The 16,985-nt window shown below is 63.9% G+C and carries 8 protein-coding genes; 5 read left to right on the top strand and 3 right to left on the bottom strand.

What is annotated here, in order from left to right; translation table 11 throughout:
• Nucleotides 1–127: 127 nt before the first annotated feature.
• Entirely contained in the window at nt 128–5,056 is a 4,929-nt protein-coding gene (locus tag ACVWWQ_RS11255) for an NAD-glutamate dehydrogenase domain-containing protein (protein ID WP_133947356.1), read from the bottom strand.
• 543 nt (nt 5,057–5,599) lie between these two features.
• Here ACVWWQ_RS11255 and ACVWWQ_RS11250 point away from each other — a divergent pair.
• Nucleotides 5,600–6,781, top strand: coding sequence for an efflux RND transporter periplasmic adaptor subunit (locus ACVWWQ_RS11250; protein WP_133947358.1), 1,182 nt, complete (start codon nt 5,600–5,602; stop codon nt 6,779–6,781).
• 15 nt (nt 6,782–6,796) lie between these two features.
• Nucleotides 6,797–9,976: a multidrug efflux RND transporter permease subunit gene (locus tag ACVWWQ_RS11245; protein ID WP_099653515.1), complete on the top strand. Its 3,180-nt coding sequence runs from the start codon at nt 6,797–6,799 to the stop codon at nt 9,974–9,976.
• Nucleotides 9,977–10,195: 219 nt separating this feature from the next.
• On the opposite strand, the gene ACVWWQ_RS11240 is transcribed toward ACVWWQ_RS11245, so the two are convergent.
• A complete protein-coding gene (locus tag ACVWWQ_RS11240) occupies nt 10,196–11,356 on the bottom strand; it encodes an acyl-CoA dehydrogenase family protein (protein ID WP_133947360.1) in 1,161 nt (386 codons plus the stop codon).
• A gap of 222 nt (nt 11,357–11,578) precedes the next feature.
• Between ACVWWQ_RS11240 and ACVWWQ_RS11235 the strand changes: the two genes are divergently transcribed.
• From ACVWWQ_RS11235 to metH, 3 genes are all read left to right on the top strand, one after another.
• Nucleotides 11,579–12,508, top strand: a complete 930-nt coding sequence (locus ACVWWQ_RS11235; protein ID WP_099653517.1) for a metalloregulator ArsR/SmtB family transcription factor — start codon at nt 11,579–11,581, stop codon at nt 12,506–12,508.
• Nucleotides 12,509–12,539: 31 nt separating this feature from the next.
• A complete protein-coding gene (locus tag ACVWWQ_RS11230) occupies nt 12,540–13,619 on the top strand; it encodes a homocysteine S-methyltransferase family protein (RefSeq protein WP_133947362.1) in 1,080 nt (359 codons plus the stop codon).
• Between the two features lie 199 nt (nt 13,620–13,818).
• Nucleotides 13,819–16,518 carry a methionine synthase gene (gene metH, locus ACVWWQ_RS11225; RefSeq protein WP_133947364.1) on the top strand — a complete coding sequence of 900 codons (2,700 nt, stop codon included), beginning with the start codon at nt 13,819–13,821 and terminating at the stop codon, nt 16,516–16,518.
• A 100-nt stretch (nt 16,519–16,618) separates the two neighbouring features.
• Here metH and ACVWWQ_RS11220 read toward each other — a convergent pair whose 3' ends face one another.
• On the bottom strand, nt 16,619–16,960 hold the full coding sequence (locus tag ACVWWQ_RS11220; RefSeq protein WP_099653520.1) for a lipid-A-disaccharide synthase N-terminal domain-containing protein: 342 nt from the start codon (nt 16,958–16,960) through the stop codon (nt 16,619–16,621).
• Nucleotides 16,961–16,985: the final 25 nt, after the last annotated feature.

Genomic DNA, 16,985 nt, shown 5'->3' with positions numbered 1-16,985 from the left:
CGGTCGGACCAGCTTACCGTAGGAGCCCACTCCTGCGACACGGCATGCGTGATGGCACAAAACGAAGCGCCCGGTGACCTTGCGGGCACCGGGCGCTTTTCCATACCGCATTACAACGCGAGGCTCCTCAGCTCACCGGCACTTGCGCCAGCTGCGCCAGACGACGAACCGCGACCGAGGCGATCGGGTAGTCCGCGTTCTGGGTGAGGATTTCAGCGAGCATGCTGCGGGTGTACTGCAGGGTGGCGTCGTCGCGCTGCAACCAGCCCTGTACCGGCGAAACATCCTTGCGACCGCCGGTGAGGCTCAAGACCTGCAGTGCGAGCGCCCGATGCTGGTGGTTGAGCTCATCCAGCAGCGAACCGCGTGCCTGTGCATGCCAGTGTCCTTCCACCGGCAACGCTTCGATCTGATCGCGCAACCACTCCAGGTCCAGCGCCTGACCCAACTCGTAGAACACGCCGGCGACCTTGTCGATCGGCTGGCCGCTCTGCTGAGCCACTTCGGCCATGTCCAGCGCAGCACGCAGCACCGGCATGCGGGCCAGCCGCAATGCCAGATCCGCAGGCAGGCCGAGTCCTTCCCATTTCTCCTGGGTGCAGGAGAAATCACCCTGGCCTGTCGGCGTCAGTACCTGCGGCAGTGCATTGCGCAAGGTCGACACCGCCGACTGGTAGCGTTCGACATTCGCAGCGATGTCCAGCGAACCGCCCGGACGATTGAGCAACCAGCGCGTCATGTGGCGCAGCAGCGACCAGATCTGCTTCACCGCATCGATCTGGGTATCCTCGGCCACCTTGTTGTCGAGCGCCTCGATCTGCGCCCACAAGGCGCGTGCATCGAGAATTTCGCGCGCGGCGGTATACGCCTTGGCGATCGCCGCCGGCCCCTGCCCGGTGTCTTCCTGCATGCGCATCATGAAGGTGGCACCCATGCGGTTGACCGTCGAATTGGTCACGGCCGTAGCGATGATTTCACGCTTCAGGCGATGACGCTGCATGTGTGCGGCGTACTTTTCGTGCAGCGGGCGCGGGAAGTAGCGCACCAGCTCCTTCGACAGGTAGGGATCTTCCGGTACGTCCGAATCCAGCAGTTGCTGGAACAGGCGCATCTTGTCGTATGACAGAAGCACCGACAGTTCCGGGCGGGTCATGCCCAGTCCGCGACTCTTGCGCTCGGTCAACTCGGCTTCCGAAGGCAGGTTCTCTACCTGGCGATCCAGCGTGCCTTCGGCCTCCAGCGTGCGGATGAAGTGGGCCAGCGAGCCGATGCGACCGATCGACTGGTGCTCCATCAGGGTGATCGCCTGGTTCTGCCGGTAGTTGTCCCACAACACCAGTTCGGCAACCTCGTCGGTCATCACCGCAAGCTGTTCGTTGCGCGCATCGAAGCTCAATTCGCCACGCTGCACCGCGTCGTTCAGCAGGATCTTGATGTTCACCTCGTGATCGGAGGTGTCCACGCCGGCAGAGTTGTCGATGAAGTCGGTGTTGAGCAACACGCCCTTCTGCGCCGCCTCGATGCGACCCTTCTGGGTCATGCCGAGGTTGCCGCCTTCACCGATGACCTTCGCCCGCACGTCGGCGCCATTGATGCGCAAACCGTTGTTGGCGCGGTCGCTGACATCGGCGTGGGTCTCGCCGGTGGACTTGATGTAGGTGCCGATGCCGCCGTTCCAGAGCAGGTCCACAGGGGCCTTCAACACCGCACTGAGCAGGTCGTTGGGTGCCATGTGCTCGACATCAGCCTTGAGGCCGAGTGCGGCGCGAACTTCGGGGGAGACCGGAATCGACTTGGCGCTGCGCGGATACACGCCGCCGCCGGCGGAGATCAGCGACTTGTCGTAATCCTCCCAGCTTGAACGCGGCACGTCGAACATGCGCTTGCGTTCGACGAAGGAGCGAGCCGCATCCGGATTGGGATCGAGGAAGACATGGCGATGATCGAACGCGGCCACCAGCAGGATGTGCTCGGACAACAGCATGCCGTTGCCGAACACATCGCCGGACATGTCGCCGATGCCGACGCAGGTGAAGTCCTGGGTCTGGCAGTCACGGCCGAGTGCGCGGAAGTGGCGCTTGACCGACTCCCACGCGCCGCGCGCCGTGATGCCCATGCCCTTGTGGTCGTAACCGTGCGAGCCGCCGGAAGCGAACGCGTCGCCGAGCCAGTAGTTGTGTTCGATCGAGATCGCGTTCGCGATATCGGAGAACTTGGCCGTGCCCTTGTCGGCAGCCACCACCAGGTACGGGTCGTCGGCGTCGTGGCGCACCACTTCATGCGGGTTCACCACCTTGCCTTCGACCAGGTTGTCGGTGATGTCCAGCATGCCGTTGATGAACATGCTGTAGCAGGCGATGCCCTCGGCCAGCACGGCATCGCGGTCGCCGCCAGCAGGCGATTTCTTGACGAAGAACCCGCCCTTCGAACCGACCGGCACGATCACCGTGTTCTTCACCATCTGCGCCTTGACCAAGCCCAGTACTTCGGTACGGAAATCCTCGCGACGATCGGACCAGCGCAAGCCGCCACGCGCCACCGCGCCGAAGCGCAAATGGATGCCTTCCACGCGCGGAGCGCATACCCAGATCTCGCGATACGGCACCGGCTTGGGCAGCTCGGCCACCTTGTGTGAATCAATCTTGTAGCTGATGTAGCCACGGTACGCGCCCTCCCATTGCTGGAAGAAGCTGGTACGAAGCGTGGCGCGGATCAGGTTCACGAAACTGCGCAGAATGCGGTCCTCGTCGAGACTGGCCACGTTCTCCAGCAGAACGCCGATCGCGCTTTCCACGGTCTGGATCTGCTCGTCGCGCGGCTTGGCCAGTGCGGCACCGAGGCCCTCGATCATGGTCGGCTGCGCGGCCTGCACGTTGGCCGGAATCAGTGCCTGCATTTCGGTCACCAGGCTGGCACCGGCCATCTTCAGCTCGTCGGCAGTCAGTACTTCGCGACGCGGGTCGAACTTCGCCAGGAACAACTCCACCAGCAGGCCGGCGATGGCCGGATAGCGGTTGAGCGTTTCTTCCATGTAGGCCTGCGAGAACGTGGCGCCCGTCTGCAGCAGGTACTTGCTGTAGCCACGCAGCATCGCCACCTGACGCCAATTGAGTTTGGCACCCAATACCAGCCGGTTGAAGCCGTCGTTCTCGGCGTTGCCACGCCAGATCTGCTCGAAGGCGTCCTCGAACAGCGCACCGACCTGCTCCACGCTGAAGGTCAGCTTGCCGTCCGGCTGCACTTCGAAATCCTGAATTGACAGCGAAGCGTCTCCGGCCATGTCGTAGACGTGCTCGGTGAGCACCCGCAGACCGAGGTTCTCCAGCTGCGGCAGCACTTCGGACAATGCAATGTCGCCACCGGAACGGTAGACCTTGAAGCGCAGCTTCTCGGGCTCTTCGGGCGGGTGATAGAAAGACATGCGCAGCGCGTTGTCGCCCTGCAACAGGGACAACTGATGCACGTCCTGGGCAGCCACGGCCGGACTCACGTCCTCGACATAACCGGCGGGCAGCGAGCGCGCATAGCGGTTGGCCAAAACCACGCCCTCGTGTTCGCCACGCTGGCCCACCAGGGCATCGCGCACCTCGTCGTGCCAGTTGCGCACGATGGCGGCGACGCCGTCTTCCAGTTCGGCAAGGTCATAGTTCGGCTGGTCACCGATCTTCGGCCGCAGCACGATGTGCAGGCGCGCCAGCGCCGCCTCGCCCATCAGCACCGACGAATCGATCTGCTCGGCGTGCAACGCCGAACCCAGCAAGCCTTCGATGCGCTCGCGCACCGAGGTGTTGAAGCGGTCACGCGGCACGAACACCATGCAGGTGAAGAAGCGGCCGTAGCGGTCGCGACGCATGAACAAGCGGGTATGCGCACGCTGGCGCAATTCGAGGATGCCCATCGCGGTGGCGAACAGCTCGTCCTCGGTGCCCTGCAGCAGCTCTTCGCGCGGCAGCGTCTCCAGGATGTGTCGCAACGACTTGCCGGAATACGAATCGCGCTTGAGGCCGGACCGGGCAAGCACCGCTTCGACCTTGTGCCGCACCAGCGGCACGTCTTGCGGACGGGCCATGTAGGCATTGGACGAGAACAGGCCGAGGAAGCGCTGCTCGGCCACCGCACGACCATCCGCGCCGAATTGCAGCACACCGATGTAATCCATGTAACCGGAACGATGCACGTGCGAACGCGCGTTGGTCTTGGTCAGGATGATCGCATCGGTGGCGCCGGACTGCGGCAGCTCGCTGGCCGCCAGCGTGCGCAGCGAACGCGGTGCAATCGAGCGCTCGGTGACGCGCAAGATGCCCAGGCCGGAGGCATCGTTGGCTCGCAGCACGCGATCGCCGTCGGCGTCGGCCACTTCGTATTCGCGATAGCCCAGGAAGGTGAAATTGTCGGCGGCGATCCAGCGCATGAACTCGCTGGCTTCCTGCACCGATGCCGCGTCGATCGGCAACTTGCGCTGCGGCAATTCGTCCGCGATCGCCAGCGCCTTGTCGCGCATCGCCGACCAATCACCGATCGCGGCACGCACGTCTTCCAGCGCGGCCTCGACCTGGGCCGTCAACTGCTTCTGTTCGGCGGCATCGGCCACGCGGTCGATCTCGAAATGCATCAGCGACTCGGCCTGACCGGCGGCGTCGCCCAGCGAAAGCAGCTTGCCCGACGCATCGCGACTGACCTTCAGCACCGGATGGATCACGGCGTGTATCTGCAGGCGCGCCGACACGATCATGCTGACGGTGTCGACCAGGAACGGCATGTCGTCGGTGACGATCTGCAGCATGCTGCGACCCGAATGCACATCGGCGGGGCTGAGCACGCGCACGCTGGCGCGTCCACCCTGCCGCTGCTGCATGAATTCCAGCAGGCTGCCGACCAGGGCGGCCCATTGAACCGGCGTGTGCAGATTCGCGTCGCCGCCTCCCACTCGTGCGAAGAAAGCCTCGCAGAAAACCTGTGCCTCATTGAGGCGCTCGGGCGAGAAACCGCCCTTTTTCAGCTCTGCAAGCACTACTGACGGAAGGGAAGAATCGTTCGCCGCATGGGTCGCATTCATGGCATCTACTGTTCAGTGGAGACGATGGTGGGTAACGCAGGTAAAAAGCCTTGAAAGGATACGCCGCGCACCCAGGCGAATCCACCCACACGGCCCGTCAGAGACCATGCTCAAGCGCATGGTTTGAGGCAAATCGTCAGCGTTTGTACAGCTTCTGCGGAATACACGCGAATGGCCCTCGACGATTCGCCACCGCGCGCGTTGCGCAGGTGCCGACGATGGCGACGAACGAGCATCATCACCGGCAACTTTTCTCGCCGAGCTGCCGGCGCGCCGAAGTGGTCGCAGGGATCACGGTTTGAAACGCGTGTCAATGACTGGATTACTGCCATGAATAAAATGTAAACTCGTCGGTATAGTCTTACCCGGGAGGCGCCACGCACGGCGCCTTTCGCTGTGTCAGGAGAGTTTCAAACGCGGACAGCGGCAAAACCCGCAGCCCGTTTGACACAGGACATCTGGCGCAAGATGCGGTATCTCGATCCTGAGATCGTGTAGAGCGTCGCCCCACCTTTCCCCGTTCAAGCAAGTTCTGGAGCTTCCATGAATTCCTCGTTGATGCGCATGCCGTTGTTGTGCCTGGGCCTGCTGGCGCTGACCGCCTGCGGCAAAGGCAAGGAACAGGGCCCGCCACAGATGCCACCACCGCAAGTGGGCGTGATCAAGGTGCAGCCGCAGAGTTCGCCGCTGACTCGCGATCTGGTTGGCCGCCTGTCCGCTTATCGCAGTGCGGATGTGCGCGCCCGCGTTGCCGGCGTGCTGCTCAAACGCACGTATGAGGAAGGCACCAACGTCAAGAAGGGACAGTTGCTGTTCCAGATTGATCCGGCACCGCTGAAAGCATCGCTGAGTGCAGCGCAGGCACAGCTGGCGCAGGCACAGGCCACCTGGACCAACAACAAGGTCACCGCGCAACGGGTGCGTGAACTGGCACCGAAGGGCTACGTGTCGAAGTCGGACCTGGACAACGCACTGGCCGCCGAGCGCACCGCTTCCGCCTCGATGCAGGCAGCCCGCGCCAATGTCGAGACTGCGCGCATCAACCTGGGCTATGCCAACGTGACCTCGCCGATCGACGGGCGCGCGGGCCAGCAGCAGGTCACCGAGGGTGCCCTGGTCGGCAATGGCGAAGCCACGCTGCTGACCACGGTCGACCAGATGGACCCGCTGTACGTGAACTTCACCATGAGCGTGGATGCGCTGGAACAGATGCGCCAGGCACAGAGCGCCGGCAACGTGACCCTCGCCGATCCGAACAAGGCCAGCGTGCAGATCACGCTGCCCGACGGCAGCAGCTACGCCGAGCCGGGTGTGCTGGACTTCTCCGACACCTCGGTCAATCCGGCGACCGGCTCGGTCAACCTGCGTGCCAAGGTGCCGAACCCGAAGAACAGCCTGTTGCCAGGCATGTACGTGACGCTGAAGGCTCACCTTGGCCAGCAGCACAAGGTGTTTCTGGTGCCGCAGCAGGCCGTTCAGCGCGACACCGTCGGTGCCTATGTGATGACGATGGGCGCCGACGGCAAGGTTGTGCGCAAGGACGTCACCACCACCGAGATGGCCGCCGGCAACTGGGTCATCAACGACGGCCTTGCCGCCGGTGACCAGGTGATCGTTTCGGGCATCCAGAACGTGAAGGCCGGCGCGCCAGCCAAGGCCAGCCCGTGGCAGCCCGCTTCCAGCTCGTCATCGAGCCATCCGCCAGCCGCGCCAAGCGGCAAGTAACGGAGAGCCACGACGATGCCGAGTTTCTTCATTGACCGCCCGATTTTTGCCTGGGTGGTGGCCATCCTGATTTCCCTGGGTGGCGTGCTGGCCATCCTCAACCTGGGCGTGGAGTCGTATCCCACCATCGCCCCACCTTCGGTGACGGTAAGCGCGACCTACCCCGGCGCCAGCGCCGAGACCACCGAGAAAACCGTCACCCAGGTGATCGAGCAGCAACTGACCGGCATCGACCATCTGCTGTATTTCAGCTCGTCGTCGAGCGCCAGTGGCCGCGCCAGCATCACGTTGACCTTTGAAAGCGGCACCGACCCGGACATCGCCCAGGTGCAGGTGCAGAACAAGGTGGCGCTGGCCACGCCGCGACTGCCGTCCGAAGTGACCCAGCAGGGCGTGGTGGTGGCCAAGGCCAACGCCGGCTTCCTGATGGTGGTCGCGCTGACATCCGACAACAAGAACATCGACCGCGATCGTCTCAATGACATCGTCGGCTCACAGGTGCTGGATCAGATCTCCCGCGTTCCCGGTGTCGGCAGCACCCAGCAGTTCGGCTCCGAATACGCCATGCGGATCTGGCTGAACCCCGACAAGCTGCAGGGTTACAACCTGTCCGCCACCCAGGTGCTGGCGGCGATCAAGGCGCAGAACGTGCAGTTCGCGGCGGGTTCGCTCGGCGCCGATCCGGCACTGCCCGAGCAGGGATTCACCGCCACCGTCTCGACGGAAGGACGGTTCACCACGCCTGCCCAGTTCGCTGACATCATCCTGCGGGCCAATCCTGACGGCACCACCGTCAAGCTGGGCGACGTGGCGCGGATCAGCTTCGGTCCCGGTGGTTACGGTTTCGATACCCAGTACGACGGCAAGCCGATCGGTGCCTTCGCGATCCAGCTGCTGCCGGGCGCCAACGCCCTCAACGTGGCCACCGCCGTGCGCGGCAAGATGGACGAACTGGCACCAAGCTTCCCGCAGGGCGTGACCTGGTTCAGCCCGTACGACAGCACCTCGTTCGTGACCATTTCGATCAATGAAGTGGTGCACACCCTGATCGAGGCGATCATCCTGGTGTTCCTGGTGATGCTGCTGTTCCTGCAGAACATCCGCGCCACCATTATTCCCACCCTGGTGATCCCGGTCGCGCTGCTGGGCACCTTCCTGGGCATGCTGGTGCTTGGCTTCACCATCAACCAGCTGACCCTGTTCGGCATGGTGCTGGCGATCGGCATCGTGGTCGATGACGCGATCGTGGTGATCGAGAACGTCGAGCGCATCATGACCGAGGAAGGTCTGTCGCCGAAGGAAGCCACGCGCAAGGCGATGGGCCAGATCACCGGTGCGGTGGTGGCCATCACCGTGGTACTGGCCGCGGTGTTCATCCCGTCGTCGTTGCAGCCGGGCGCGTCGGGCATCATCTACAAGCAGTTCGCGTTGACGATTGCCGTGTCCATGGGCTTCTCGGCGTTCCTCGCGCTGTCGTTCACGCCGGCGCTGTGCGCCAGCTTCCTGCAGGCGGAGCACCACAAGAAGAAGAACGTCGTCTTCCGCAAGTTCAACGACTTCTTCGACTGGACCACCAGCACCTACACCGGCCACATCGGCGGCGCCGTGCGTCACGCACCGCGCTGGATGCTGGTCTTCGTGCTGCTGGCCGTGCTGGGAGGCTTCCTGTACACCCGCCTCCCGGGCAGCTTTCTGCCGGAAGAGGACCAGGGCTACGCCTTGTCCGTGATCCAGCTGCCACCGGGCGCCACCAAGCAGCGCACTTCGGCAGTGATGACGCAGATGCGCGAGATTCTCAAAAAGGACCCGGCCGTGGATGGCGTGCTGCAGGTCACCGGCTTCAGCTTCATCGGCTCGGGCGAAAACGCCGGCATGGCCTTCATCAAGTTGAAGGACTGGGCCAAGCGTGACGGCACCGCGGCCGACTTCATCCAGCGTGCCAATGGCGCCATGCAGCAGATCCACGACGCCCGCATCTTCGTGGTCAACATTCCCACGGTGCAGGGACTGGGCCAGTTCGGCGGCTTCGACATGTATCTGCAGGATCGCAGCGGCGCGGGTCGCGAGGCGCTGACCCAGGCCCGCAACATCCTGCTGGGCAAGGCCGCCCAGGACAAATCACTGGTCGGCGTGCGACCCAATGCACTCGAGGATGCACCGCAGCTGCACCTGGACGTCGATCGCGTGCAGGCCCAGGCCATGGGCTTGCAAGTCGGCGACATCTACAACGCCATCGGCCTGATGCTGGCGCCGATCTACGTCAACGACTTCACTTACGGCGGCCGCATCAAGCGGGTGATCATGCAGGCCGATGCGCCGTACCGGATGGGTCCGGAGGCCTTGCAGCACATCTTCACGCCCAGCTCGCAGACCAACAGCAACGGCTCGCCGGAAATGATCCCGCTGTCCACCGTGGTCCACGACACGTGGGAAGTCTCCTCACCCTCGCTGACGCGCTACAACGGCTACTCGGCGGTGGAAATCGTCGGCTCGCCGGCCCCCGGACATGCGTCGGGCGAGGCGATGAACGAGATGGAGAAGATCGTCAACAGCGATCTGCCCAAGGGCTTCGGTTTCGACTGGACCGGTCAGTCCTACCAGGAAATCCTGTCAGGCAACGCGGCGACCCTGCTGATGCTGCTGTCGATCGTGATCGTGTTCCTGGCGCTGGCCGCCTTGTATGAAAGCTGGTCGATTCCGGTGTCGGTGATGCTGGTGGTGCCGTTGGGCCTGCTCGGCGCGGTGGTGTTCACCCTGCTGCGCGGATTGCCGGACGACATCTACTTCAAGATCGGCCTGATCACCGTGATCGGTCTGGCCGCCAAGAACGCGATCCTAATCGTGGAGTTCGCGGTGGCCGAGCAGAAGGCGGGACGTACTTTGCGCGAAGCCACCGTCGACGCCGCCCGCCTGCGTCTGCGACCGATCCTGATGACCTCGCTGGCCTTCATCCTCGGCGTGTTCCCGCTGTTCATTTCCAGCGGCGCCGGCGCCAACGCGCGTCACGCGATCGGCACCGGCGTGATCGGCGGCATGCTGTTCGCCACCTTCCTCGGCGTGCTGCTGATCCCGGTGTTCTACGTGGTGGTACGCCGCATGCTGGGCGACAAGCTGGACGGCGATACACCGCCTGCCGCAGCGAGCGGCGACCGCGGCATGCAGTCGTTCGATTCGGATCCGCGTCGAGGAGCTTGAGGCAGGAGCGAGTGGTGAGGAGTGAGGGAAAACAGAAGCTGACCTCCCGCCGCGCCAACCAACGTATTTGTTGGTGATAGAACAAAAAAGGCCCCGGCAGACGCCGGGGCCTTTTTTGTTCAACGCCACTGAAACCACAGGAGGCGGGCGCGTTTCAATAGTCGCTCAGGCACCCGTTTTTCTCTCACTCCTCGCTCGCCCCCACTCACTCCTCGCCGTTCAGCGCAAACCTGTCTCCGCTCGCGCAATCACCACGCGCTGGATCTCGCTGGTGCCTTCGTAGATCTCGGTGATCTTGGCATCACGAAAGTAGCGCTCCAGCGGCATTTCCTTGGAGTAGCCCATGCCGCCGTGGATCTGCACGGCCTGATGGCTGATCCACATCGCCGCCTCGGAGGCCACCAGCTTGGCCACGGCCGCTTCGGTACCGAAACGCCCGCCATTTTTTTCCGCCTCGCCCTTGGCCCAGGCAGCGCGCAAGGTCAGCAGCGTGGCCGCGTCAAGCTTGCACTTCATGTCGGCAATCTTGGACTGGGTCATCTGGAACGTGCCGATCGGCGCACCGAAGGCCTTGCGGTCGCGCGACCATTGCAAGGTCGCTTCATACGCGGCCCGGCAGATGCCGACTGCCTGCGAGGCGATGCCGATGCGTCCGGCATCAAGCACACCCATCGCCATGGAGAAGCCCTTGCCCTCTTCACCGAGCAGGTTTTCTTTCGGCAACACGTAATCGGTGAATTCGATCTCGCAGGTGGCCGAAGCGCGGATGCCGAGCTTCGGCTCGGTCTTGCCGGCATGGAAGCCCGGCAACTGAGTGTCGACGATGAAGGCCGACACGCCCTTGGCGCCGATGCCAGGCGTGGTGATGGCGAACAGCACGATGTAGCGCGCCACCGGGCCAGACGTGATCCAGCTCTTCTTGCCGTTGATCACCCAGTCGCCATTGGCGTTCTTCGTTGCACGGGTATGCATCGCCGACGCGTCGGAACCGGACTGCGGCTCGGTCAGCGCATACGCGCCGATCGCCTCACCGGTGGCGATCGCGCGCACGTACTTCTGCTTCTGCTCCTCGTTGCCGTGCTTGAGGATGCCGTTGCAGAACAGCGAATTGTTGACCGACATGATGGTCGAGGTGGCCGCATCGGCCGCGGCAATCTCGATCATCGCCAGCACGTAGGCGACCGGGTCCATGCCGGCACCGCCGTATTCCTCGGGCACCTCGATGCCCATCAGCCCGAGCTGGCCCATCTCGCGGATGTTCTCCAGCGGAAACTCACCCTTGGCATCCAGCTCAGCCGCCACCGGAACGATGCGCTTTTGCGCAAAGTCACGGGCAATCGACTGGATCGACAACTGGTCTTCGGTAAAGCTGAAATCCATGGGTGAGCTCCGGCAAAGGGGAAAGCCGGCCATTTTAACCGGGATGGGCCAGCTCGGGGATCAAGCAGCCACCGTGGTCACGACTCGACGATCCAGAGGCCACCCCCGGCAACATTCGATTCATGGCATCAAACCCAGGCAGCTGGAAGGCGGTTCGCGCTTGACGCCCCCCGCAATGCGCCCTAGCCTATGCATCTTTATATCGCGATAAAAGGATGCTTGATGGATCTGGCGACCGCCTCCAGCGTGCTCAGGCTTCTGGCTGACCCTACCCGGGTGCGCCTGCTGGCCCTGCTCGAAAACGAGGAACTCACCGTGGCCGAACTGGCTGCCGTGCTGCACCTGGCCCAGCCACGCGTCTCCACCCACCTTGCCAAGCTCAAGGAAGCCGGACTGGTGCGCGATCGGCGCGCTGGCGTTTCTGCCTACTACCGCGCCAACAACGAAGGGGAGGAGGCGCAGCATGACCTGCTCACCTCGCTGCGCGCCAGCATCGATGACGCCTTGTTGCGCGAAGACGCCGCGCGCCTGCCCGGCGTGCTGGCCAACCGCGCCCGCGAAGAAGGCTGGGCCGACACCGTCGCCGGCGACATGGAGCGCCACTACTCACCCGGTCGCACCTGGGAAACCCTGGCGCGCTCGCTGCTGCAGTTGCTGGGCACCGGCGACGTGCTGGACATTGCGTCCGGTGACGGCATCACCGCCGAATTGCTGGCACCGCACGCGCACTCCATTGTCTGCGTCGACTCCAGCGAGCGCGTGGTCGAGGCTGCCGCCAAGCGATTGACCGCGTTCCCCAACGTGCGCGTGATCCAGGGCGACATGCACGCGCTGGATCTGGGCGAACAACGCTTCGACCTGGTGCTGATGCTGCACGCTCTGACCTATGCCGAACATCCTGCCACGGCGGTAGCCGAAGCGGCGCGTGTGTTGCGCCCCGGCGGCCGCCTGCTCGCAGTGACGCTCGGCCAGCACGACCACGGCAAGGCCGTCGAGCCCTTCGACCACCGCAACCTCGGCTTCAGCAGCGAACAACTGGACGGCTACGCGCGTGCCGCGAAACTCGACGTATTGAGCTGCAACCGGCTCAGCCGCGAGCGCAAGGCGCCGCATTTTGAAGTGATCAGCCTGCTCGCGCGCAAGCCGGGCTGAAGCCGATCCATTTGTTTCACCAGGAAATTCGATGAGCACCCTGCCCTGGCTACATCCCGATCGCGTCGCCCTGCTGGAGCAGGCGCTGCGCCAACGCATCCTCATCCTCGATGGCGGCATGGGCACCATGCTGCAGGCACACGAGCTGGACGAAGGCGGCTTCCGCGGCGAGCGCTTCGAACACGGCCACGATGGCCACGCCCACGCCCATGATCATCCCGGCTGCGACCTGCGCGGCAACAACGACCTGCTCACGCTGACCCAGCCAGACATCATCCGCGGCGTACACGAAGCCTATCTTGAAGCCGGTGCCGACCTGGTCGAAACCAACACCTTCAACTCCACCCGGATCAGTCAGGCCGATTACAAGCTGCAGCACCTCGCGCACGAGTTGAACCTCGAAGGCGCGCGGCTCGCCCGCGCCGCCTGCGACACGATGACCGCGAAAACGCCGCAAAAGCCGCGCTTCGTGATCGGCGTTTTGGGCCCGACCAGTCGTACAGCCTCGTTGTCGCCGGACGTCAACGACCCGGGCTTCCGCAACGTCACCTTCGAGGAACTGGCGGAGAACTACACCGAATCCGCCAACGGCCTGATCGACGGCGGCGCCGACGTGCTGATGGTCGAGACGATCTTCGACACCTTGAACGCCAAGGCCGCGCTGTTCGCGCTGAGCGAACTGTTCCACCAGCGCGGCGCACGCATGCCGGTGATGATCTCCGGCACCATCACCGACCGTTCCGGCCGCACCCTGTCGGGGCAGACTGCCGAGGCGTTCTATTACTCGGTGCGCCACGCCCGGCCGCTGTCGGTGGGCTTCAACTGCGCCCTGGGCGCGGACGATCTGCGTCCGCATATCCAGACTCTGGCCAACCTCGCCGAGAGTCATGTCAGCACGCACCCCAACGCCGGCCTGCCGAACGCCTTCGGCGAATACGATGAAACCCCCGAGCACATGGCCAGCGTGATCGGCGGGTTCGCCCGCGATGGTTTGCTGAATCTGGTGGGCGGCTGTTGCGGCACGACGCCGGCGCATATCAAGGCGATTGCCGAGGCCGTACGCGATTTTCCCCCGCGCGCGTTGCGCGTTCGCGGCGCGGAGGCGGCATGAACGCCGCTGACCTGCTCCCTCTCCCCTGCGGGGAGCGGGCCGGGATGAGAGGCCAATCTGATGGTGAGGCCTCATCGAAGCACGCTTCGACCCACAACGCGACGAGCACCCGCCCCTCACCTCAACCCTCTCACCCGCAAGGGGACTCCCCAGGGGTCGCCCAATGGGGAGATGAGGACAACGCAAGAAGCTTGCCCCTATGAGTACCCGCCACACCCGCCTTTCCGGCCTCGAGCCGCTGGTCATCACCCCCGACCTGTTGTTCATCAACGTGGGCGAGCGCACCAACGTCACCGGCTCGGCGCAATTCAAGAAGCTGATCAAGGAAGACCGTTACGACGAAGCCGTCGAAGTCGCGCGCCAGCAGGTCGCCAACGGCGCGCAGGTGATCGACATCAACATGGACGAGGGCCTGATCGATTCCGAGGCGGCGATGACCCGCTTCGTCAATCTGATCTCGTCCGAACCCGATATCGCCCGCGTGCCGTTCATGATCGACTCGTCCAAGTGGACCGTGATCGAGGCCGGCCTGCGCTGCCTGCAGGGCAAGGGCATCGTCAACTCGATCTCGATGAAGGAAGGCGAAGCGCAATTCCTCGAACACGCGCGCAAGGTGCAGCAGTACGGCGCCGCCGCCGTGGTGATGGCGTTCGACGAACAGGGTCAGGCCGACACCTGCGAGCGCAAGGTATCGATCTGCTCGCGCGCCTATGACCTGCTGACGCAGGAGCTCGACTTCCTGCCCGAAGACATCATCTTCGACCCGAACATCTTCGCCATCGCCACCGGCATCGAGGAACACAACAACTACGCGGTGGACTTCATCAACGCCACCCGCGAGCTGAAGAAGCGCTTCCCGGACTGCCACATCTCCGGCGGTGTCTCCAACGTGTCGTTCTCGTTCCGCGGCAACAACATTGTGCGCGAGGCGATCCACTCGGTCTTCCTGTATCACGCGATCAAGGCCGGCATGGACATGGGCATCGTCAACGCCGGTGCGCTGACGATCATGGACGACATCGACCCGCCACTGCGCGAACGCGTCGAGGACGTGGTGCTGAACCGCCGCGAAGACGCCACCGAGCGGCTGCTGGACATCGCCGACAACTACAAAGGCAAACGCGGTGCGGCCGTGGTCGAGACGCTGGCCTGGCGCGAGAAGGACGTGCGCGAACGGCTCAGCCACGCGCTGGTGCACGGCATCGACCAGTACGTGGTCGAGGACACCGAGGAGGCGCGCCAGCTGTCCGCGCGTCCGCTCGACGTGATCGAAGGCCCGCTGATGGACGGCATGAACGTGGTCGGCGACCTGTTCGGCGCCGGCAAGATGTTCCTGCCGCAGGTGGTGAAATCCGCCCGGGTGATGAAAAAGGCGGTGGCCTACCTGCTGCCCTACATCGAGGCGGAAAAGCTGCGCACCGGCGACACCGGCAAGAACAACGGCAAGATCGTGATGGCCACGGTGAAGGGCGACGTGCACGACATCGGCAAGAACATCGTCGCGGTCGTGCTCCGCTGCAACAACTTCGAGGTGATCGACCTCGGCGTGATGGTGCCGGCACAGAAGATCCTGGAAACCGCGATCGCCGAGAAAGCCGACATGATCGGCCTGTCCGGTCTGATCACGCCCTCGCTGGAAGAAATGAGCCAGGTCGCCCGCGAGATGCAGCGGCAGGACTTTCACATCCCGCTGCTGATCGGTGGCGCCACCACCTCGCGCGCGCACACCGCGCTGAAAATCGAGCCGTATTACAAGGCCGGCACCGTGTGGGTGAAGGACGCCTCGCGGGCTGTCGGCGTGGCGCAATCACTGGTCAGCAAGGACCTGGTCGACGCCTTCCTCGAAAAGGTCCGCCTCGACTACGCCGATGTGCGCGAACGCCACCGCAACCGCGGCCCCGGCAAGAAGCTGGTGTCACTGGAAAAGGCCCGCAACCAGCGCTTCCGCTGCGACTGGGCCAACTACGACCCGCCGCAGCCGAACCAGCCCGGCGTCACCGTCTTCGACGACTACGACCTGTCCACCATCCGCCGCTACATCGACTGGACCCCGTTCTTCCAGGCTTGGGAACTGGCCGGCCATTATCCGGCCATCTTCACCGACGAAGTCGTCGGCACGCAGGCCACCGAGCTGTTCGCAGATGCGCAGACGATGATGGACAAGATCATCGCCGAAAAATGGCTCATCGCCCGCGCCGTGATCGGCCTGTGGCCGGCCGCCAATGTGGGGGACGACGTCGAGGTGTATTCCCTTCGTCCAGCGGGAGAGGGACAACTGCTCGCCACCCTGCACAGCCTGCGCCAGCAAGCCGACAAACCCCCCGAACGCCCCAACCTCTGCCTGGCCGATTTCATCACGCCGAAGGAATTCGCCAAACCCGACTGGATCGGCGGCTTCGCCGTCACCGCCGGTATCGGCATCGAGGAACACCTGGCGCGTTTCCAGGCCGACTACGACGACTACTCATCGATCATCCTCAAGGCGCTGGCCGACCGCCTCGCCGAGGCCTTCGCCGAACACATGCACGAACGCGTGCGCAAGGAGTTCTGGGGTTTCGCGCCGGACGAAGCACTCGACAACGATGCGCTGATCGCCGAGAAATACCGCGGCATCCGCCCCGCTCCCGGCTACCCCGCCTGTCCCGAACACACGGAGAAAGCCACCCAGTTCAAGCTGCTCGACGTGACCAGGAACACCGGCATCGAACTCACCGAAGGCTTCTCGATGTACCCCGCCGCCGCCGTCTCCGGCTGGTACTACTCGCACCCGGACAGCCAGTATTTCGTGGTCGGTCGCCTCGACAAGGACCAGGTCGAGGACTACGCCAAACGCAAAGGCTGGACCCTGGCCGAAGCCGAACGCTGGCTCGCCTCCAACCTCGATTACGACCCGGAATAACCATGCGTCACCCGCAGGAGCGCACCCTGTGCGCGATGCCCTTGGACGATGTGCCGAAAAGCACCGTGCACAGCGTGCGCTCCTGCAAAATCACGTCACCTCACGCCGTGGCGTCGCCGGTCATGCTGTTCTTGCGATGGCGCAGATGGACTACCAGGTTGTAGACCGAGACAAACACCGGGAAAAAGTTCGAGATGATGCCCACCGAATCGTTTTTGCCCAAGGTGAAGTAGGCCAGCAACAGCACGCTGCCGCACACCGACAGCCACCAGAATGCCAGCGGCATCACCACGCGCTTGTACTTGCGCGTGTAATACAGCTGCACGAACCAGCGGCTGGTGAACAGCAAGGTGCCGGCAAAGCCCACCATTTTCCATGGCGTCAATTCGAACTGCTGCAACGCCCGGAGGATGGGAGCGAAATGGGTGCTGAGAAAGTCCATGGCGGCGCGCTTTGCTGAAGATGGT

The organism is Rhodanobacter sp. TND4EL1 (genome assembly GCF_054061035.1).
This window is presented reverse-complemented; position numbering and strand designations above follow the sequence as displayed.